The organism is Telluria sp. ZB2R32, assembly GCF_059685715.1.
The window spans coordinates 1001930-1022615 of the sequence record NZ_JCASIG010000001.1; the positions used below are offsets into that span (position 1 = coordinate 1001930).

20 protein-coding genes and 1 riboswitch are annotated in these 20686 nt (G+C 63.9%); of the genes, 6 read left to right on the top strand and 14 right to left on the bottom strand.

Annotated elements, in window-relative coordinates; all coding sequences use genetic code 11:
* Positions 1-11: 11 nt before the first annotated feature.
* The gene (locus AC56LG_RS04345; protein WP_497164890.1) at positions 12-2324 is read right to left on the bottom strand and encodes a UvrD-helicase domain-containing protein; all 2313 of its coding nucleotides are present in this window, start codon (positions 2322-2324) and stop codon (positions 12-14) included.
* Positions 2325-2789: 465 nt separating this feature from the next.
* On the opposite strand from AC56LG_RS04345, the gene AC56LG_RS04350 reads away from it, so the two are divergent.
* Positions 2790-3335, top strand: a complete 546-nt coding sequence (locus tag AC56LG_RS04350; protein WP_497164891.1) for an SRPBCC family protein — start codon at positions 2790-2792, stop codon at positions 3333-3335.
* A gap of 185 nt (positions 3336-3520) precedes the next feature.
* On the opposite strand, the gene AC56LG_RS04355 is transcribed toward AC56LG_RS04350, so the two are convergent.
* Entirely contained in the window at positions 3521-5605 is a 2085-nt protein-coding gene (locus AC56LG_RS04355) for a M13 family metallopeptidase (protein WP_497164892.1), read from the bottom strand.
* Between the two features lie 127 nt (positions 5606-5732).
* Between AC56LG_RS04355 and AC56LG_RS04360 the strand changes: the two genes are divergently transcribed.
* From AC56LG_RS04360 to AC56LG_RS04370, 3 genes are all read left to right on the top strand, one after another.
* Positions 5733-6065 (top strand): YnfA family protein, encoded by a 333-nt coding sequence (locus tag AC56LG_RS04360; protein WP_497164893.1) that lies wholly within the window; start codon positions 5733-5735, stop codon positions 6063-6065.
* Between the two features lie 22 nt (positions 6066-6087).
* Complete coding sequence (gene blaOXA, locus AC56LG_RS04365; RefSeq protein ID WP_497164894.1) at positions 6088-6864, top strand: class D beta-lactamase; 777 nt, start codon at positions 6088-6090, stop codon at positions 6862-6864.
* A gap of 116 nt (positions 6865-6980) precedes the next feature.
* Entirely contained in the window at positions 6981-7619 is a 639-nt protein-coding gene (locus AC56LG_RS04370) for a DUF1294 domain-containing protein (protein ID WP_497164895.1), read from the top strand.
* Between the two features lie 47 nt (positions 7620-7666).
* Here the strand turns inward: AC56LG_RS04370 and AC56LG_RS04375 are convergent, their stop codons facing one another.
* The gene (locus tag AC56LG_RS04375; RefSeq protein ID WP_497164896.1) at positions 7667-7822 is read right to left on the bottom strand and encodes a hypothetical protein; all 156 of its coding nucleotides are present in this window, start codon (positions 7820-7822) and stop codon (positions 7667-7669) included.
* 10 nt (positions 7823-7832) lie between these two features.
* Between AC56LG_RS04375 and AC56LG_RS04380 the strand changes: the two genes are divergently transcribed.
* The gene (locus AC56LG_RS04380; protein WP_497164897.1) at positions 7833-7979 is read left to right on the top strand and encodes a hypothetical protein; all 147 of its coding nucleotides are present in this window, start codon (positions 7833-7835) and stop codon (positions 7977-7979) included.
* Between the two features lie 128 nt (positions 7980-8107).
* Here the strand turns inward: AC56LG_RS04380 and AC56LG_RS04385 are convergent, their stop codons facing one another.
* Together AC56LG_RS04385 and AC56LG_RS04390 are read right to left on the bottom strand one after the other, a co-directional pair.
* A complete protein-coding gene (locus AC56LG_RS04385; RefSeq protein WP_497164898.1) occupies positions 8108-8284 on the bottom strand; it encodes a hypothetical protein in 177 nt (58 codons plus the stop codon).
* 75 nt (positions 8285-8359) lie between these two features.
* Positions 8360-10693 (bottom strand): TonB-dependent receptor domain-containing protein, encoded by a 2334-nt coding sequence (locus AC56LG_RS04390; RefSeq protein ID WP_497164899.1) that lies wholly within the window; start codon positions 10691-10693, stop codon positions 8360-8362.
* A gap of 161 nt (positions 10694-10854) precedes the next feature.
* On the opposite strand from AC56LG_RS04390, the gene AC56LG_RS04395 reads away from it, so the two are divergent.
* A complete protein-coding gene (locus AC56LG_RS04395) occupies positions 10855-12630 on the top strand; it encodes a DUF885 domain-containing protein (protein WP_497164900.1) in 1776 nt (591 codons plus the stop codon).
* A 217-nt stretch (positions 12631-12847) separates the two neighbouring features.
* On the opposite strand, the gene AC56LG_RS04400 is transcribed toward AC56LG_RS04395, so the two are convergent.
* The 9 genes from AC56LG_RS04400 to thiC form a co-directional block, all read right to left on the bottom strand.
* Positions 12848-13486, bottom strand: coding sequence for a hypothetical protein (locus AC56LG_RS04400; protein WP_497164901.1), 639 nt, complete (start codon positions 13484-13486; stop codon positions 12848-12850).
* A gap of 115 nt (positions 13487-13601) precedes the next feature.
* Positions 13602-14708 carry an S-(hydroxymethyl)glutathione dehydrogenase/class III alcohol dehydrogenase gene (locus AC56LG_RS04405; RefSeq protein ID WP_497164902.1) on the bottom strand — a complete coding sequence of 369 codons (1107 nt, stop codon included), beginning with the start codon at positions 14706-14708 and terminating at the stop codon, positions 13602-13604.
* A 70-nt stretch (positions 14709-14778) separates the two neighbouring features.
* The gene (locus tag AC56LG_RS04410; protein WP_497164903.1) at positions 14779-15444 is read right to left on the bottom strand and encodes an ion channel; all 666 of its coding nucleotides are present in this window, start codon (positions 15442-15444) and stop codon (positions 14779-14781) included.
* Between the two features lie 87 nt (positions 15445-15531).
* Positions 15532-16008, bottom strand: a complete 477-nt coding sequence (locus AC56LG_RS04415) for a chemotaxis protein CheW (RefSeq protein ID WP_497164904.1) — start codon at positions 16006-16008, stop codon at positions 15532-15534.
* Between the two features lie 110 nt (positions 16009-16118).
* On the bottom strand, positions 16119-16727 hold the full coding sequence (thiE, locus tag AC56LG_RS04420) for a thiamine phosphate synthase (protein WP_497164905.1): 609 nt from the start codon (positions 16725-16727) through the stop codon (positions 16119-16121).
* Between the two features lie 10 nt (positions 16728-16737).
* The gene (locus AC56LG_RS04425) at positions 16738-17517 is read right to left on the bottom strand and encodes a bifunctional hydroxymethylpyrimidine kinase/phosphomethylpyrimidine kinase (RefSeq protein WP_497164906.1); all 780 of its coding nucleotides are present in this window, start codon (positions 17515-17517) and stop codon (positions 16738-16740) included.
* Positions 17514-18296, bottom strand: a complete 783-nt coding sequence (locus AC56LG_RS04430; RefSeq protein WP_497164907.1) for a thiazole synthase — start codon at positions 18294-18296, stop codon at positions 17514-17516. Before AC56LG_RS04430 ends, AC56LG_RS04425 begins: the two co-directional genes overlap by 4 nt.
* A gap of 16 nt (positions 18297-18312) precedes the next feature.
* The gene (thiS, locus tag AC56LG_RS04435; protein WP_497164908.1) at positions 18313-18516 is read right to left on the bottom strand and encodes a sulfur carrier protein ThiS; all 204 of its coding nucleotides are present in this window, start codon (positions 18514-18516) and stop codon (positions 18313-18315) included.
* Positions 18517-18518: 2 nt separating this feature from the next.
* Positions 18519-20444 (bottom strand): phosphomethylpyrimidine synthase ThiC, encoded by a 1926-nt coding sequence (gene thiC / locus AC56LG_RS04440; protein WP_497164909.1) that lies wholly within the window; start codon positions 20442-20444, stop codon positions 18519-18521.
* A gap of 61 nt (positions 20445-20505) precedes the next feature.
* Positions 20506-20609: riboswitch (TPP riboswitch) on the bottom strand.
* Between the last annotated feature and the right edge of the window lie 77 nt (positions 20610-20686).

Below are 20686 nucleotides of genomic sequence, written 5' to 3' on the forward strand. Positions count from 1 at the left end.
CCGCAACGTGATCAGCGGCTGACGCGCTCCAGCTTCGCGATCGACAGATCCAGCACCTTCATCCCGGCGGCACCGAAGTTGATTTGCGCGCGGGCGGCGCCGGCACCGCCTTCGATGTTGACGATCACGCCTTCGCCGAACTTGGCGTGCAGCACCGATTCGCCGGCGCGCCAGCCGGAACTGCCGGCCGACTTTTGCTTGATTTGCTGGGCGATCTTGTTGTCGCTGCCGGCGTTGCGGAAGGCGGCGTCGTCCCAGGCGTTCGGCCCCTTGTTCTTGGCAAACCAGTGACTCTGCACGCGCGGCGACAACCATTTCAGGGCTTCTTCCGGCAGCTCGTCGAAGAAGCGCGATTTCATGTTGAAACGGGTCTGGCCGTGCAGCATGCGCTGCTGGGTAAAGCTCATGTATAAACGCTTGCGCGCGCGCGTGATCGCCACGTACATCAGGCGCCGTTCCTCGTCGACGCCGTCAGCTTCGCGCGCGCTGGTTTCGTGCGGGAACAGGCCCTCCTCCAGGCCGGTAATGAAGACCGCGTCGAATTCCAGGCCTTTGGCAGAGTGCACCGTCATCAATTGCATTGCGTCCTGGCCGGCCTGGGCCTGGGCATCGCCCGCTTCCAGCGAGGCGTGGGCAAGGAAGGCGGACAAGGGCGACATGACTTGCGGCAACGGCGTGTCGGCTTCGATGATCTCGATGCCGTCCTGGTAGACGACGGCGTCGCCGGCCTGCGCCTGCGCGGCTGGCCCCAGGTGCGCCGGCGCGAACTGGCCGAAGCCTTCTTCCTGCACGAATTGCGTTGCGGCGTTGACCATCTGCTCGAGGTTTTCGATGCGGTCGGCGCCTTCTTTTTCGTTGCCGTAGTGCGTCAGCAAGTTACTGCGCTCGAGTACGACGCGCACCATTTCCGGCAACGCCAGTTGCTGGGTTTCGAAGCGCGCGCCTTCGATCAGTTTCACGAAGCCGCCGAGCGAGGTGCCGGCCTTGCCGGTCATGTAGGGCACGGCCGCGTACAGCGAGATGCCGTAGGTGTCGGCCGCCATCTGCAACTGTTCGATCGAGCGCACGCCGATGCCGCGCGTGGGGAAATTCACCACGCGCAGGAAAGCCGAATCGTTGTGCGGATTGTCCATCAGCTGCAAATAGGCAATCGCGTGCTTGACCTCGGCGCGCTGGAAGTAGCGCAGGCCGCCGTACACGGTGTACGGAATGCCGGCGGCAAACAGCGCGTGCTCGATGACCCGGCTTTGCGCATTGGAGCGGTACAGGATCGCGATTTCCTTACGCTCCAGGCCTTCGGCCATCAGGCTTTTCGCTTCCTCGATGATCCACTGGGCTTCTTCCAGGTCGGACGACGCTTCGTAGATGCGCACCGGCTCGCCCTGCCCCGCATCCGTGCGCAGGTTTTTACCCAGGCGCTTGGTGTTGTTGGCGATCAGGTAGTTGGCGCTGTCGAGGATATTGCCGTGCGAGCGGTAGTTCTGTTCCAGCTTGATCAGGTTTTTCACCTGGAAATCGCGCTCGAAGGCCGACATGTTGCCGACGTTCGCGCCGCGGAAGGCATAGATGCTCTGGTCGTCGTCGCCGACGGCGAAGATCGCGCCGCCGACCTGCTCGCCATGACCGGCCAGCAGTTTCAGCAAGTTGTATTGCAGGTCGTTGGTATCCTGGAACTCATCGACCAGCACGTGTTTAAAACGCATCTGATAGTGCTGGCGCAACGGACCATTGCGCGACAGCAGCTCGTACGAGCGCAGCAGCAGTTCGGCGAAATCGACCACGCCCTCTTTCTGGCATTGCTGGTCATACAGTTCGTACAGCTCAACCATCTTGCGTTCGATCGGGTCGTAAGCCTCCACCTGGCTGGCGCGCAGTCCCTGGTCCTTCGCATTGTTGATGAAGTACATCAGGTTCTTGGCCGGATATTTTTCATCGTCGATATTCGCGGCCTTTAACAGACGCTTGATCATCGACAGCTGGTCTTGCGAATCGAGAATCTGGAACGATTGCGGCAGCGCGGCGTCGCGGTAATGCGTGCGCAGCAGACGATTGCACAGCCCGTGGAAGGTACCGATCCACATGCCGCGCGTGTTCACCGGCAACATGGTCGACAGGCGGGTCAGCATCTCCTTCGCCGCCTTGTTGGTAAAGGTCACCGCCATGATGCCGGCCGGCGACACTTGTCCGGTCGAGAGCAGCCAGGCAATGCGGGTGGTCAATACGCGGGTCTTGCCCGAACCGGCGCCGGCAAGAATGAGCGCACTTTGGGAAGGCAGCGTGACGGCGGCCAATTGTTCGGGATTGAGGTTGTGAAGGAGATTCATGCGGCCATTATACCGTTCGGTTTTACTGTATGCCCATCCAGTCTCGCGCAGAAACTGTGCAGTAGCGAAATAAAATTTCAGAAACAACGATGTGATGAAAGATTATTTCATCACTGTCCAAGATCTCCGCGGCGGTTGCCGTGCTTTCATCCAGGCGCCAAGCCCGAATTGTAAGTCAACCCCACCCGTTCGATCGTCGCCGAACCGGCAGGTATTTCTCGATTAAAAGTAATAAGCATACCGCATAATCACGCAACTTCACCCAACTCATCAGTATCAGCACGCAACTCTCCCGTGCGTCACCTGTTCAGAAATTCGCTTAACTTAACGACAAATACGCAATTCACTGCGTGGCCCATGACGACCAGAGCATTTTCAAGCCAACGGGTCCTGTGCGCGCTCCAGGTCGGGCACCTGGTTGATGTCGGCGTGCAGGCCCGCTTTTACTGACAAAAGGAGAAATCTATGTTGAACCGAGTCGTGACTGTCGCCGCACTTGCAGTCGGCGGAATGATGCTGTCGAAACAAATGAAAAAGAACCGCACCCAGAATGGGGACTCGTCGATCATCGAAGCCATCGAGGTCAACGTCCCTGTGCGTACCGCCTACAACCAGTTCACCCAGTTCGAAGACTTCCCGCAATTCATGAAGAGCGTAAAGGAAATTCGCCAGCTCGACGACAAGCGCCTGCACTGGAAAGCGAATATCGCCGGCGAAGACAAGGAATGGGATGCCGAAATCACCGAGCAGGTGCCGGACAAGCGCATCGCCTGGCGCAGCATCGGCGGCGTGCAGAACGCCGGCGTGGTGACCTTCCACAAAATCTCCGACAACGTCACCCGCGTGACCCTGCAGATGGATTACCAGCCGGACGGCGCACTCGAAGCCATCGGCGACGCCTTCGGCGCGGTGCGCATGGAAACGCGCGCCAATCTGTCGAACTACAAGGAAATGCTGGAAAAACGCGGCGCTGAAACCGGCGCATGGCGTGGGAAGATCGACCAGCACTGATCGATCGGCTGCCGACGTCCTGTGATCGTCGGCGGTATTCCCTGCCACGTAAGGTAGGCGGATCTTCCGCCTACGCGTTCAACGCACGCGTAAACCGACGTACGGGTTCACAAGCTGAACGCGTGGACGGCATTCACATCGCAGGCATTCATGCCCTGCGGTGGAGCCGTCCACCCTACGGCCGTTTACCACACCCTGCACCGCTTCAGCGCCGCCATCGGCTGCCCCGGCTTGCACGCGAACGCCTTTTCGAAGTCGGGCATGTTGATGACGACGCCATTTACCCGGTACTTGCCCGGCGAATGCGGATCGGTCACGGCCGTCACCCGTAAATTTTCCGGACGATCGTTTTCGCACGCCCATTGTGCGTAGCCGACAAAGAAGCGCTGCTCGGGCGTCAACCCGTCGCGCAGAGGCTGTGGCTGCGCCTGTTGCGGCATGCTCGCCATCTGCGTCTGCCACGCCATCCAGCCCAGGATCAAACCGCCGAGATCGGCCACGTCCTCGCCCAGCGTCAGCTTGCTGTTGATCTTGACGTCGTCGACCACCGTGTACCTGGCGTACTGGTCGACGATGCAGGCGGCGCGCTCGGTGAATTCCTTGCCGTCCTTCTCCGTCCACCAATCCTTCAAATTGCCCTTGGCATCGAACTGGCGGCCTTCGTCGTCGAACGCATGGGTCAGCTCGTGGCCGATGGTGCCGCCGGTGTTACCATAGCCGGGCGCATCATCCATCTTCGGATCAAACAGCGGCGGCTGCAGCACGCCGGCCGGGAAATTGATGTCGTTCATCTGCGGGTTGAAATAGGCATTCACCGTCGGCGGCGTCATCAGCCACTCGCTGCGGTCGAGCGGCTTGCCGATCTTGGCCAACTGGCGCCGGTTCTCGAACCCGGTGCCGCGCACCACGTTGCCGGTGAAGTCGTCGCTGCGCACCTGGTAGGCCGAGTAATCGCGCCAGGTGTCCGGGTAGCCGATCTTGTTGACGATGGCATCGAGCTTTTCGCGGGCGCGCTTTTTCGTCTCCGGACTCATCCAGTCGAGCGATTCGATATCCTTCGCCATTGCCTCCTCCACCTGGCGCGTCATGTGCAGCGATTTCGCCTTCAGTTCCGGAGAAAACGCGCGGCTGACGAATTCCTGGCCCAGCGCCTCCCCCAATTGCTGGTCGACCAGCTGTACGCAACGCTTCCAGCGCGGCGGCTGCTTCTCGACGCCGCGCAGGGTCTGGCTGAAGAAGGCGAAATGCGGCTGGTCGAACTGCGGCGCCAACGCCGGAGCCATGGCTTCCAGCACATGCCAGCGCAGGTAGGTCTTGATGGCCGCCAGGTCGTTGCTGCGCAGCTGCTTGCCAAAGGCCTTGAAGAACTTCGGCTCGGTGACGTTGAAGGTATCCAGGCCGGGCTGGCCGACGGCGGCAAGATAGGTTTTCCAGTCGAAGCCCGGCGTCATCGCCTGCAAGCCCTTCAGGCTGGTCTTGTTGAAGAGTTTATAGGGGTCGCGCTTGTCGACGCGCGTCAGCGAGGCTTGCGCCAATGCCGTCTCGATGCGCAGCACGGTCGCCGCCGAGCGTTTGGCGGCCGCTGGGGCTTCGCCGACCAGGCCGAACATGGTCGCGATGTGCGCCTCGTACCTGGCGCGGATCTCTTTCGAGCGTTTATCCGTTTTCAGGTAATAGTCGCGGTCCGGCAAACCGAGACCGCCGCCGCTGGCAAAGGCAATCACGCGGGTCGAGTCGCCGAAGTCCTGGTTCGAACTGAAACCGAAGAAGAAATCTTCGCTGGATAAAGCCAGCTGCAGCACGGCGAGCACACGCGGCAGTTCGCGGGTCGAGGCCATGCTGTCGATCTGATCGAGGAACGGCGTCAAGGGCTCGGCGCCGCGCTTGGCGATCGCGCCCTCGTCCATGCAGGCGCCAAAATAATCGCCGATCTTTTGCTGGGTGGCCGTGCGGCCCTCTTTCTGCTTCGCCAGGCCGTCGAGAATGCCCCACAGATAGCGCTGGTTGTCCTGCGCCAGCTTGCTGTAGACCGACCAGCGTGCCTGGTCGGCCGGCACCGGGTTGTTCTTCATCCAGCCGCCGCAGGCGTACTGGTAAAAGTCGACGCAAGGGTCGGCGTTCCTGTCCATCGCCGTCACGTCCAGCCCCGGCGTGTAGGGGAAAGTCGTGGCCGGACGTTCCGGCTCGGTCGTTTGGATCGTTTGGGCGCTGGCCAGGGCGGCGCCGCAGGCCAGCGCGCTGGCGGCGGCAAGGCGGGTGAAATGGTGCATGGGATCGGGTCCGAATAAGGAATTGTCCATGCTGACATACGCGTATTGGTAAAGCAATATCGGTCAGTGAAATCCTGCCGCCGCTCCAATCCAGTATGATCGGCCCACTTCAACGCTCATCCGATCCATGCCGCAACCCATCCTACTCGCCCTCCTGTTCGCCCTCACCGCGCTGGCCGAAATCGTCGGCTGCTACCTGCCCTGGCTGGTGCTAAAACAGGACAAGCCGCTGTGGCTGCTGCTGCCGGCGGCCCTGTCACTGGCCCTGTTTGCCTGGCTGCTGACCCTGCACCCGACCGCCGCCGGCCGCACCTACGCCGCCTACGGCGGCATGTACATCGCGGTGGCGCTGCTGTGGCTGCGTTTTGTCGACGGCGTCGAGCTGACGCGCTGGGATGCGGCCGGCGCCGCGCTCGCGCTGGCGGGGATGGCGGTGATTGCGTTGCAGCCGCATGGTTAGAACCTGACACAAAAGGATATCGATGAATTACCGTCACATTTTCATTGCGGCTGTAGGAAGCATTGGCGCAATATCAAGTGCAGTCTCCGCTGAACTATGCACGGCGATCGCCGACGCCGGCACGGGAAAAGTCCTGATACAACGCGGTGACTGTGGCCGCCGCGTTACGCCGGCCTCCACGTTCAAGATCGCCATCAGCCTGATGGGTTACGACTCCGGCTTTCTAAAAAATGCGCATACGCCACGATTGCCATTCCGCGAGGGCTACGTCGATTGGCGCGACAATTGGAAGGAAACGACCGATCCAGCGAAGTGGATGAAGGACTCGGTAGTGTGGTACTCACAGCAGGTGACACAGTCGCTTGGGAAAGAGCGATTCGCGGCATACGCAAGCACATTTAAATACGGAAATGCCGACGTGTCGGGCGACGCGGAAAACGACGGCTTGACCATGTCCTGGATTGGTTCCTCTCTTCAAATCTCGCCGCTGGAACAACTGACATTCCTGGGCAAGGTCGTCAACCGCCAGCTTGGTGTCAGCCAGCACGCTTACGACATGACCGCTGCAATTACTACATTCGGGCGACTTCCCGGGGGCTGGAACGTCAACGGAAAAACCGGCGCGGCGTCCGGTTTCGGTTGGTATGTTGGATGGGCGTCGCGTGGCCAGCGTACCTTTGTTTTTGCACGCCTGATTCAGAAAGATGCAACCCAACCCCAGGATATTCCGGCCGGCGTGCTTGCGCGTGATGCCTTTATCGCGTCATTTCCGGCGCTGGTTGAGCCATTGGACCGCTGATTGCCGGTATGTCCTGGTTGAGCTCGAAGAAGGCTGCGATGTTGAAATACTGCAGTCGCAGCGATAGAGAAACATTCAAGCTACACTGCCCTCTTCCATAACATATCGACTTCAAGATGAGCGTCCAGGGCACCCCGCGCTACCAGGGAAAAATCACATCATGGAAGGATGAGCAGGGTTTCGGATTTATTACGCCGAATGGGGACGGTCCGGCGGTTTTCGTGCATATCAAGTCGTTTTCCGATCGCAGCAGCCGTCCGCTGGTCGGTAACGTGGTGACGTATGATCTGACGACCAACGAAAAAGGTCAGCCACGCGCCGCAAACGTCGCCTTCGTTCGCGCAGGAAGGTCACGCCAGGCGACTGCCCAGCCCAGAAGCAAGTCCGTGATGACAGCGGCCGGCTTCCTGCTACTCATGGGCATTGCCGTGTTAGCGGGTAAAGTGCCTGCGCTCGTGTTTGGCGCGTATATTTGTTTGAGTGTGATGACCTATATCGCCTACGCTGTCGACAAATCCGCAGCGCAGGATGGCGAGCGCAGGACACCGGAAAATACGCTGCACATGCTGTCCTTGGCCGGTGGCTGGCCAGGAGCGCTGGTCGCGCAACAGGTGCACAGGCACAAGACGAAGAAAGTATCCTTTCGCCAAGTGTTCTGGCTGACTGTCCTGGTCAACTGCGGCGCACTCGGCTGGCTCTTTTCGCACTGGGGAGTCAAGGTATTGCAACTGCTGCGTTCCTGGCCAGCCCCATAGGTAGCGGCCCGGCGGTGTCAGCCGGGCCGCTATGGCACAGTAAAAACTTAACGCTGACCGGTAGGCGATGGGCTCGTGGTCGGCGGCGTTGTCGAGGTCGCCCCGGCGCCCTGGCCCGATGCTCCCGTCGTGCCGGGGCTGCCGGCGCCACTCTGGACGTCGCCGGTCGTGCCCGACACGCCGCCCGACGTCGGGCTACCCATGGAGCTGCCCGTGCTGCTGCCCGTCATCCCGCTCGTGCCAGAACTGCTCGACGTCGTCCCGGTTGCCGCGCTGCCGCCCATGTCACCGCTGCCCGTGCCCGTGCTGCTGCATGCCGCCAGGGCCAATGCTGTCATGCTACCGATGAGAATGCCTTGAAATCTTTTCACGATCATCTCCTTGTGGGGTAGGTACAGTCATCATGGATGGGCAGCCACGCGACGCAAATCAGATCGCTACTGCTGTCGCAGTAGGATCTTTCGTACACTCTATGTAGAAGCGATGGCTTAGTCGCCCGGCCCTTCGCCCGGCATCGTATCGGCCATCAGGCGCAGTTCTTCCTGCGTCAACTCTTCCGGCTTCTTGTTGGCCAGGCCGTCGACGCTATCGGTGGACGACGCGGCCGGTTGCGGCTGCGTCTCTTTCTGGTCTTGCTGGTCCTGCGGGGTGTGTTCGCTCGTCATGCTGTGCTCCTTGGCGTGGGTTCAGTGCCCTCAGTCTCGCACAGGCGCGTTTAACATGGCGTCCAGAACATACCTTTACCGGCCCGGACCGCCGAACCCGCCCGGCCCCATGCCCGGACCACCCGGCCCGCGCATGCCCGGCCCGCCCGGACGCTGGCCGTTGTTGCCGAAGCTGCCGAAGCGGTAGTTCAGACCGACCGAGAAGGTACGTCCGTCGAAGCGGTTGATGCTGGTCTGGCGCAGGCGGTCGGTCTCGGTGATCACGTCCGATTTTTGCGAATCGAAGATGTCGTTGATGTTGACCACCAGCGACATCGCCTGGCTCAGCTGGCGGCGGTAGTTGAAATCGGCCGTGGCCGATGGCTCGCGGTAGCCTTCGCCGAGCAGGGTCTTGCCCTGGGCATTGATCATCAGCTGGAAACTGTTCGCGCGGTCGAGCTGGTAGCCGATGCGGGCGCGGCCGCTGATCGAGGTCGCCGAACGCTTGTCGTTGCCGGCGCTGCCGAGGACGGTCTGCTCGGAATAGCCGAGGTTGCCGCTGGTGTTCAAGGTCAGTTTCTCGGTTACCTTGCCGCCGAAGGAAAATTCGAGGCCGCCCGAGTTGCTGGTGCCGGCGTTTTCGCGGGTCGTCAGCAGGACGTTATTGGCCAGGAAGTAGCGGCGTTCCGAGATCAGGTCGGTATCGCGGCGGGCGTACAGGCGCAGGTTCGTGTCCACCTTGCCGAGCTTGGTTTCCATGCCCAGCTCGAGCGAATCGGAATCGCTCGGCCGCAATTCCGGGTTGCCCGAGGAAACGTTGAACTCGTCGACGTAGATGACGAAGGGGTTCAGGTCGCCCGCGCCCGGACGGCGGATGCGGTGCGCATAGCTCAGGCGGATCGTGGTGTCGTCGGACCAGCCGTAGGTGACGAAGGCGCTCGGGATCGCGTCCAGGTAATTGTTGCTGGCGCGGACGTTCGTCGTCGCCTGGAACAGGTCGAGGTCGGTGTATTCGGCGCGCAGGCCGCCCAGCACGCCCCAGTCGCGGTTGATGCGCCACTGGTAGGAGGCGTACAGGGCCGCGGTCTTCTCGTCGAGTTCGAAGCGGTTGGTGCGGGTGGGGTTGATGCGTTCGGCCAGCGTGCCGTCGTCGATGTCGAAGTAGCCGTTGTCGAATACGCTGCGGTTCTGCGCCAGCTTGTAGCCCGTCTTGAAGATGCCGTGCTCGCCCGGCAGCTCGTAGTCGCCGGTGAAATCGACGATGCGGTTTTCGTTGAGGTTGTTCTGGCGCGTGCGTGCGGCCTGGGCATTGATCGGGCGCACCGTGTAATCGGTGAAGATGGAGCGGTCGCCTTCGTTTTTCGCGCCCGACAGGCGCAGGTCCATTTTGAAGACTTCGCCCTGCTCGTCGCCCTTGTGATCGAGCCGGGTCGAGAGGCTGTAGTTGCGGTTGCTGCCATCGCGGCCCGAGGTGCGCAGGTAGTCGCTGTCGGTGGTGCCGGCGAAATTCGCGCCCCGGTAGCGCTGGGTGGAGAGGGCATCGCTGTCGCTGGCGCCGGCCATCAGGGTTGCCGCGATCACGTCCTTGTCGCCCAGGTTGTAGCTGAGCGAGCCGTTCAGGCCGACGGCATTGTTGCGCGTGTCGCTGGTCGAGTTGGTGACGCTGCGCGCCACTGCGCCGCTGGCCGGGTCGATCCGTTCGCGCACCGTTTCGCCGGTCGAATTGCGCTCGTCGCGGCGCGCGTACACGCCGCCCTGCGCGCTCATGCGCCCGGTGGTATAGCTGCCGAAGGTGTTGGCGTTGAAGCGGCCCTTGCTGCCGGCGTTCGCGCTCACCGAGGCGAAGCCGCCCGGCGTGCGCTCGCGCCGCATCACCAGGTTCAGGATCGGCCCGCCGCCGCCTTCGTTGCCGAACTGGGCGCCGGGGTTGTTGATGACTTCGACCGATTCGAGGTCGCCGGCCGGCAGCGCATTGATGGCCGCGGCGCGGTTCTCGCCCTGCATCATGGCCGAGGGCTTGCCGTCGACGTAGATCTGGACATTGCTCCTGCCGCGCAGCGTCACCGCGCCGTCGGCGTCGACCGCCACCGACGGCACCTTGTTGAGGGTATCGGCCACCGTGTCGTTCGAGCTGGCCGGATCGGCTTTCACGTCATAGACCTGGCGGTCGATGCGGTTCGCATTGCGCTTGGTGGTGACGGAGACGGTGGCGGGCGTGTCGGCCGTGGCCTGGCTTTGCTCGGCCGGCGCCGCCGCGGGTGCTGCCACGGGCGCTGCCGCCGGCGGTGCAACCGGTGCGGCCGCGGCCGGCACTGTCTGCTGCGCCGCAGCCGCTGCGGAGACGAACAGCGCGCCGAGGACGACCGCACACAGGGGATGCAGGCGCGGCAGGACAGGCTGGGACAAGGCGGAGCGGTATGGGGCAGGCATGGGAGTCGCGTGGCAATTGCAGAGTTTGGTCAGCTGCAATTGTCGCATGGGGCCGGTGTCAATCTCCATTTCGATATTCACCAATTGGTAACGGCTTGTTTCAGGCGGCTCCACAGGGATACTATGCATGTCCATCCGCCATCCATTAACAAAGGAATGCAATGCCGACTTCCCGTCCCCTCGCCCGAACCGCCCTCTCCCTGCTGCTGGCCGCGGCGCTGTCGCTGCCAGCCCTTGCCGCCGAACCGGCCTGGGTCACGAAGAGCAACGAGAACGCCAAGGTGCTGCTGAACGTGCTGGCGAAGTATTCGCCCGAAAGCGCCAGCTCGCTGGGCGTGGACGGCTACGACGAGCAGATCACCGACATGTCGCGCGACCAGTTCGAGGCGAACAACAAGGACCTGCGCGCCGCCATCGCGGAGCTGCAAAAGCGCATGCGCGGCGAGAGCGACTCGAAGGTGAAGCAGGACTTGCAGATCCTGATCGACAAGGCGCAGGACAACATCCAGACCAGCACCCTGCAGCGCAAGTACTTCATGCCTTTCGACGACCTGACCGGCATGATCTTCAGCGTCGTGCGCGGCACGCTCGACCCGCGCATCCCGAAAGCGCGCCAGCAGGCGCTGCTGGTCCGGCTCGACAAATACGCAGGCCTGGCCAAGGGCTACCGCCCGGTTACCGAGCTGGCGCACGAACGGCTGCAGGAACGCCTGAAGGCGAACAAGAACCTGCTCGGCCCGTACAAGGGCGAGATCGAACAGGCCCTGAACGACGGCCCGACCCTGTTGAAGGGCATGCGCGAACTGCTGGCCAAGAGCGAGCTGAAAGGCTGGGAAAGCCGCTTCGACGCGCTCGAAAAGCAGCTCACCGCCTATAACGCGCGTTTGAAAGCCGAGATGCTGCCGAAAGCCCGCAGCGACCACAAGCTGCCGCCGGAAGTGTATGCCGACAACCTGAAGAATTTCGGCGTCGACATCGGGCCGCAGGAAATGATCGCCAAGGCGCTGACCTCGTTCGCGGAAATCCGCAACCAGATGCAGATCACGGCCAACCTGATCGCGAAGGAACGCGGCTTGAAGGATGCCGACTACCGCGCCGTCATGCTGGCGCTGAAAAAGGAGCAGATCCCGACGGACAAGGTGATGCCGCTGTACGCCGAACGCCTGGCGGCGCTGGAGGCGGCGGTGCGCGAGCAGCACGTGGTCACGCTCCCGGCGCGCAAGGCGGTCATCCGGCTGGCGTCGATGGCGGAAAACGCGGCCCAGCCGGCGCCGCACATGAGCCCTCCGCGCCTGATCGGCAACACGGGGGAATACGGCGAATTCGTGCTGACCACCGGCATGCCGCCCGACGCCAGCGGCAAGCGCCTGGTGTTCGACGATTTCACGCACCAGTCGGGCACCTGGTCGATCACGGCACACGAAGCGCGTCCCGGCCACGAGCTGCAGTTCGCGAAAATGATCGAGACCGGCGTCTCGACCGCGCGCGCCGTGTTCGCCTTTAACAGCGTCAACGTCGAAGGCTGGGCGCTGTATGCGGAAGCGGAAATGCAGCCCTACGAGCCGCTCGACGGCCAGCTGTTCGCGCTGCAGGCCCGCGCCATGCGCGCCGCGCGCGCCTTCCTCGACCCGATGGTGAACCTGGGCGAGATCACGCCGGACGGCGTCAAGAGCTTCCTGATGCGCGACGTCGGTTTGTCCGAGGGCATGGCGACGCAGGAGATGCAGCGCTATACCTTCCGCGCGCCGGGCCAGGCGACTTCGTACTTCTATGGCTACCAGCGCTTGATGGAGACGCGCCAGGCGGCCGAGGTGGCGCTGCGCGGTAATTTTGATCGCCAGAAGTTCAACGACTTCGTACTGGCGCAGGGGCTGGTGCCGCCGAAGCTGCTGCGCAAGGCGGTGATGGAGGAGTTCGTGCCGGCGCAGGGGAAATGATTTAATCGTAGGGTGGGCTCTCCGAGCCCACGCGGAACGCCGCGTCGTGTTGGCGGATTTCCATCCCGCCGTCCGCCAATGGAAACGTATCCGAATGCACCGCGATGACGTGTCGGGTTTGATAGCGTTATCGCCGCGCTCATGAGCCAACACAGCGCGAACGTCCGCGTGGGCTCGGAGAGCCCACCCTACGGTACGCCATTGCCAACGATAGATGTTAGCTGCGCTGGGGTGCAGGACGCGCGGTGCCGCTGACGATGGCGTCCTTGATGATCCCGCGCGTCGCCTTGTCCGCCTCCTTCTGCTGCGCTTCCATTTTCTCGCCGAGCACTTCCATCTCCTTGCCGATCGCTTCCATCGGCTTGCCGGCGTCTTCCATCTTCTTGCCGATGGCTTCCATTTTGGTCTTGTTCAGGGTGACGGCGGCCATGGCCATCTGGTTGCCGTAGTCGCCCATGGCTTTGCCGTGGCGACCCATCTCGGCGCCGTGCTTTTCCATTTCGGCGCCGGTCTTTTCCATCGGCGCCCAGGCCTGGCGGATGCGCTCGAGCGTGGCTGCGTCCTGCACGACGAAGTCCTTGCCGTCCTTGCGGAACCAGAAGAAATCGCCCTGCAGGCCGCGCTTGATGGCCCTCAGGTCGGCATCGTCGACCTTGTTGGTCAGGTCCATGCGCATGCCTTCGCGCACCAGGGCATAGGGTTCGCCGCCCTCGCTGCGGTGGATGACGCGCACCTTCTGCAGGCCGTCGGAAGGCGCGGCGTGCGCGCTGGTCAAGGGCGCGGCGCAGGCGGCAGCGACGGCGCCCAGCAGGAGCGCGTGTTTCAGGGTACGGGCGAAAGGAAGGCGTGCTTGCATGGTGGTCTCCACAGGTCGATTGACGATGGAGCCACTGTAGGAGAACAGCGGGCCGCCCGCCCGCGCCGTGCGACAGACGGCGCATTTCGCGGAACAGGCAGCCAAAACGTCGAACTTAGTACACGACCACCGAGCGGATCGACTCGCCCGACTTCATCAAATCGAAGCCTTCGTTGATGCGTTCGAGCGGCAGGTGGTGGGTGATCAGGTCGTCGATGTTGATCTTGTTTTCCATGTACCAGTCGACGATCTTCGGCACGTCGGTGCGGCCACGCGCGCCGCCAAAGGCCGAGCCCTTCCACTCGCGGCCGGTCACCAGCTGGAATGGACGGGTCGAGATTTCCGCGCCGGCTTCGGCCACGCCGATGATGATCGACTGGCCCCAGCCCTTGTGGCAGCACTCGAGCGCCTGGCGCATGGTGTGGACGTTGCCGATGCATTCGAACGAATAGTCGGCGCCGCCGTCGGTGATCTGGACGATCGTGTCGACCACGTTCTCGACGTTCTTCGGGTTGACGAAGTGGGTCATGCCGAACTTGCGCGCCATTTCTTCGCGCGCCGGGTTGATGTCGACGCCGATGATCTTGTCGGCGCCGACCATCTTCGCCGCCTGGATCACGTTCAGGCCGATGCCCCCTAAACCGAACACGACCACGTTGGCGCCCGCTTCCACCTTGGCGGTGAAGATCACGGCGCCGATGCCGGTGGTGACGCCGCAGCCGATGTAGCAGATCTTGTCGAACGGGGCGTCGCTGCGCACCTTGGCCAGGGCGATTTCCGGCACCACGATGTAGTTCGAGAAGGTCGACGTGCCCATGTAGTGGTAGATCGGCTGGCCGTCGAGCGAAAAACGGGAAGTAGCATCAGGCATCAGGCCGCGGCCTTGCGTGGAGCGGATCGCCTGGCACAGGTTGGTCTTTTGCGACAGGCAGAATTTGCACTGGCGGCATTCCGGGGTGTACAGGGGAATGACGTGGTCGTCCTTTTTGAGGCTGGTCACGCCCGGGCCGACGTCGACCACGACGCCCGCGCCTTCATGGCCGAGGATGGCCGGGAACAGGCCTTCCGGATCGGCGCCCGAGAGGGTGTAGTAATCGGTGTGGCAAATGCCGGTCGCCTTGACTTCGACCAGTACCTCGCCGGCCCGTGGGCCGTCGAGTTCGACTTCTTCGATCGTCAGCGGCTGACCCGCCTTCCATGCAATCGCTGCCTTGGTTTTCATGCGTATTCCTGTGAGGTGGATGGAGTGGCTGGCATGATACCAAGGGGCGCAAAATGGCGTCGCCTCTGCCCTACTTCGACGGCTGCATCGTCAGTCCGATCAGGCGCGCGACCACCGAGGCCAGGTACATCAGGCCGACGAACATCTCGATGCTGGCCAGCGCACGCGCATGCACGGACAGCGGGATGACGTCGCCGATGCCGGTCGAGGACAGCAGCGCGAAGCTGAGGTAATTCAGCTCGGTCCAGGTGCGCGGCAGGTCGGCATTCACCGCGGCGGCAAACGAGCCGGGCGACAGCGCCTGCACCACCAGGTAGAGGTGGGTGAAGCCCCAGGCCAGCAAGGTAAACGTGGCGCCGGCGGCGTACAGTTCGTCGGTAGTGACGTGGCGGTCGGCCATCATGTAGGCGATCAGGCTGCCGGCGGCGTAGAAATAAAACAGCGCTTCCAGGCCGGACGCCCATGCCTGCAGCACGGGCAGGTTGAGGAACATCTGGGCCGACAACAGCGCGATGATGGGCACCGACATCGCCACGCTGAACCAGGTATGTCCGGGCGTGCGCCGCACCATGCGGATGGTAAAAGTGAGGATCGCAATGCCGAAGGCGTTAAAGGCGATGTGGCCGTAGTGCGTCTGTTCGAGGAAGGGATACAGCAGCATCCCCAGCAGCTGGGCCAGCAGCAGGATCGCGGACGGGTGGCGCCGCGTACGGACGATCAGGCGAAGAAAGCGCATCGGTTTTTTGTGAAGGAAGTCGATGGCGCTATTGTAGGCACAAGCCCGCACCGATGCGGCACGCTCGGCGGGGCATGCCGGTTCCGCTTATGCGGAGACGCTGTCGATCACGCCCATCTCTTCCGACGACATCAGGCGGTCGATGTCGACCAGGATGATCATGCGCTCGTCGACGGTGCCGAGCCCGACCAGGTAGTCGGTATTCAGGGCGCCGCCCATGTCGGGCGCCGGCTTGACCTGGTCGGCCGTGAGAGTGATCACGTCCGAGACCGAATCGACCACCATGCCCACCACGCGGTCCTGGATGTTCAGGATGATGACGACGGTGAACTGGTTGTAGGTCGGCTCGCCCAGCTTGAACTTGATGCGCATGTCGACGATCGGCACAATGGTGCCGCGCAGGTTGACCACGCCCTTGACGTGTTCCGGGGCGCTGGCGATGCGCGTCACCGCTTCATAGCCGCGGATTTCCTGTACTTTCAGGATCTTGATGCCGTATTCCTCGTTGCCGAGTTTAAAGGCGAGCGCTTCGAGCACGCCATCGTTCATCAATGCGTTGTCCATGGTTTATAAAGAGTGTGAGAGAAAGAAGACCGGGATTATATATTTTTTGCCGCAAGGCAATAAACAGCAGTGTGTTCGGTGCTTCCGGTTTGTCTCTCCGCTGCAACGCGTCATCCGAACAAGGCCGCAATGCGGCGCGCCGCCTTCTCCGGATCAGGGTCGCCATACACGCTGGTGATCGCCGCCACCATGTCGGCCCCGCGTGCGACCAGGGGCGCGCTGTTGTGAGCCGTCATGCCGCCGATGACGACCAGCGGCAGCGACAACTGCGCGCGTGCCCGGTCCAGCAGCGCAGGCTCTGTCACGAAGTCGTACTTTTTTACCGGCGACGGATAAAAGCCGCCAAAGGCGGCGTAGCTGGCGCCCGCCTCCTCGACCGCATGCGCCAGCGCCAGGTCGCCATAGCAGGAAGCGCCGACGATCTTGCCGGACCCGAGCAGGCGCCGCGCATCGGCGACGCCCATGTCGGTGCCACCCAGGTGCACGCCGTCCGCATCGATCCGCGTGCACAGGTCGAGATGGTCGTTGACGACCAGCGGCCTGCCATGGCGCCGGCACAGGGCCAGCAGGGCCGTCGCCTGCTCCACGCGCAGGCCGTCGCCGGCGTCCTTGTGGCGGTACTGCACCAGCGCCGCGCCGCCGCGCAGGGCGGCCTCCGTCGCGGCCAGCAGGCGGTCGGTGTCGTTCCAGTTGGGGGTGACGAGGTACAAGCCACGCATGATGATCCTTTCATTCAGATGGTAAAAAACGGCGCGGAATGCGCTGTCCGGGCGCGATCGCGAACGATCGGGCCAGCGCCGCATGGCAATAGGCCTGGGCCGCGTCGAGGGCCATCGGCATGTCTTCGCCCAGCGCCAGGCGCGCCGCCAGCGCGGCGGCCAGGGTGCAGCCGCTGCCGTGGAATGCGCCGGGCAGGCGCGGCCAGCGCCAGCGCCGCACCAGCACTCCGTCGCGGTACCAGCGGTTGGTGACGAAGCGGCCGCCGTCATGGCCGCCCGTGACCAGCAGCTGATTGCAAGTCGGCGCACCGATGCGGCGCAGCTCCGGTGCGTTCGGCAAGGCGATGGTGGCCAGCGCCAGCAACTCGGCCACGGCGGCGACGGCGTCGCCGGCGCTGCCATTGCCGAGGGCGTCGCCATGCCCGCTGGCCAGCACCGGGTCGAGCACGACCGGCAATTGCGGAGCGCGTGCGCGCAGGCGGCGCAGGAAGGCCGCAATGACGCGCGCATTCTCCAGGCTGCCGGGAATGCCGATCTTGACGGCGCCGATGTCGCACACGGCGGCCACCGCTTCGGCCTGGTGCAGCACGAAGGCGGCATCGACCGGCGCCACCGCGTGCACGCGCTCGTTGTCCTGCGCCGTCAGCGCGGTCGCCACCGGCAGCGCGTGCGCTCCTTGCGCGGCGATCGCCAGCAGGTCGGCCGCCAGGCCGGCGCCGCCGCTGGGGTCGAGCCCGGCGAAGACCAGCACGCACGGCGCGCTGTCGGCCGCCGTGATGCGATCCGTCATGCGATCCGTCCCTCGATCGGCGACGAGGGCGAGGCGGCGAAGCGTTTCGGCATGCGTCCGGCGAGATAGGCCTCGCGCCCGGCCTGCACCGCCAGCTTCATCGCATGCGCCATGCGCACCGGCTTCCTGGCGTTGGCAATGGCCGTGTTCATCAGCACGCCGTCGCAGCCGAGCTCCATGGCGATCGCCGCATCCGAGGCGGTGCCGACGCCGGCATCGACCAGCACCGGGACGGTGGCCTGCTCGACGATCAGCGACAGGTTCCATGGATTGAGGATGCCCATGCCCGAGCCGATCAGGGACGCGAGCGGCATCACCGCCACCGCGCCGATCTCCTGCAGGATGCGCGCCTGCACCGGGTCGTCGCTGCAGTACACCATGACGTCGAAGCCGTCGCGCACCAGCGCCTCGAGCGCCACGATCGTCTGCGGCATGTGCGGGAACAGGGTTTTCTCGTCGCCCAGCACTTCCAGCTTGACCAGCTTGTGCCCGTCGAGCAGCTCGCGCGCCATCTGCAGCGTGTAGACGGCGTCGGCGGCGTTGTAGCAGCCGGCGGTGTTGGGCAGGATGGTGAAGCGCTCGCGCGGCAGCACGTCGAGCAGGTTCGGCGCGCCCGGGTCCTGGCCGATGTTCACGCGCCGGATCGCCACCGTCACGATCTCGGCTTCGGCGGCCAGCGTCGCCGCGCGGGTTTCATCCAGGTCGCGGTACTTGCCGCTGCCGACCAGCAGGCGCGAACGGTACCCCTTGCCCGCGATGGTGAGTAAATCGTCGTTCATGATTTGTCCTTTATTGTCAGCCGCCGCCGATGGCGCGCACGATGTCCACCCGGTCGCGCCCCGCCAGGGGGCGGGTGCTCCACTGCTGGCGCGGCACCACCTGGCGGTTGACGGCCAGTGCCACCGCCGCGTTGCCGATGCCGAGCGCGCGCACCAGGTCGGCGAGCGTGCCGCCTTCGGGCAGGCGGTACGGTTCTCCGTTCAGTTCGATCTCGAGCACGCCTACACCTCGCGGTACAGGCGGGCACCGCCGCGCACGAACTCGACCGCCTTTTCCTGCATGCCCTGCGCCAGCGCGCCCTCCTCGCCGATGCCGCTGGCCGCGGCATAGGCGCGCACTTCCTGGGTGATCTTCATCGAACAGAAATGGGGGCCGCACATCGAGCAGAAATGGGCGACCTTGGCCGACTCTTTCGGCAGCGTCTCGTCGTGGAAGGCGCGCGCCTTGTCCGGGTCGAGGCCGAGGTTGAACTGGTCTTCCCAGCGAAATTCGAAGCGCGCCTTGGAGAGCGCGTTGTCGCGGATCTGGGCGCCCGGGTGGCCCTTGGCCAGGTCGGCCGCGTGGGCGGCGATTTTATAAGTGATGATGCCGTCCTTAACGTCGGCCTTGTCGGGCAGGCCGAGGTGCTCCTTGGGCGTCACGTAGCACAGCATGGCGGTGCCGTACCAGCCGATGTGGGCGGCGCCGATGCCGGACGTGATGTGGTCGTAGCCGGGCGCGATGTCGGTGGTGAGCGGCCCGAGCGTGTAGAACGGCGCCTCGCTGCAGCCTTCCAGCTGCAGGCGCATGTTCTCCTCGATCAGGTGCAGCGGCACGTGGCCGGGCCCTTCGATCATCACCTGCACGTCGTGCTTCCAGGCGAGTTGCGTCAGTTCGCCCAGCGTCGCCAGTTCGGCCAGTTGCGCTTCGTCGTTGGCGTCGTAGATCGAGCCGGGGCGCAAGCCGTCGCCCAGGCTGAAGGCGACGTCGTACTGCTTCATGATGGCGCAGATGTCCTCGAAATGCGTGTACAGGAAGGATTCCTTGTGATGCGCCAGGCACCACTTGGCCATGATCGAGCCGCCGCGCGAGACGATGCCCGTCAGGCGCTTCGCCGTCATCGGCACGTAGGCGAGGCGCACGCCGGCGTGGATGGTGAAATAGTCGACGCCCTGCTCGGCCTGTTCGACCAGGGTGTCGCGGAAGATCTCCCAGGTCAGGTCTTCGGCCTTGCCGTTGACCTTTTCCAGCGCCTGGTAGATCGGCACGGTGCCGATCGGGACCGGGCTGTTACGCACGATCCATTCGCGCGTTTCGTGGATGTGCTTGCCGGTCGAGAGGTCCATCACGTTGTCGGCGCCCCAGCGGATGGCCCAGGTCATCTTGTCGACCTCTTCGCCGATCGAGGATGTCACGGCGGAGTTGCCGATGTTGGCGTTGATCTTGACGAGGAAGTTGCGGCCGATGATCATCGGCTCGCTTTCCGGATGGTTGATGTTGGCCGGGATGATGGCGCGTCCGCGCGCCACCTCCGCGCGCACGAACTCGGGCGTGATCTCGTCCGGGATGCTGGCGCCGAACGACTGGCCCGGATGCTGGCGGCCCAGCAGCCCGGCCGTGCGCTTGCCCAGCGGGCCGGACGCTTCCAGCTGCGCCAGGTATTCCTTGCGGCGCAGGTTTTCGCGCAGGGCGACGAATTCCATCTCGGGCGTGACGATGCCGCGCCGCGCATAGTGCATCTGGGTGACGTTGGCGCCGTCCCTGGCGCGGCGCGGGGTGCGCGTCAGTTCGAAGCGCAGGGCGTCGAGGCTGGGGTCCGCCAGGCGCTGTGCGCCGTAGCTGGAACTGGGACCTGCCAGCTCCTCGGTGTCGCCGCGTTCGGCGATCCAGCCGCGGCGCAGCGCCGGCAGCCCGCGCCGGATGTCGATCCGGGCGGCGGGATCGGTGTACGGGCCGGAGGTGTCGTAGACGAACAGCGGCGGGTTCGGCTCGCCGCCGAAGCTGGCGGGCGTGTCGGACTGTGAGACGGCGCGCATCGGCACCCGGATATCGGGGCGGCTGCCTGCGACGAAGACCTTGGCCGAGTTCGGAAACGGGGTGATGGCGTTCGTGTCCACCGTGGCGGTGGCGGCGTCGAACTGCCGTGCTGGGTTCAGCGGTGCATTCATGTGGCTCCTTTGGGCAGGAGCCAGCAAAGGAGGCGCGAGGTGCGGGCGTGCGGGCGCACGGCCGTTGTCTCGCAGGCTTCCCTTCGCTGGCATTATCCAGATCAGGTTCAGAGGGTATTTCTCACCCGCGCAGCGTTTCGCTGCACAGGACCCCTAGCGTGTGCTGCCATGTGGCAGCGGGTGGATTATAGCTTGCCGGGATTTCTTTACAAGCGATTAATTGGAGGACGTGGGGCGCCTGC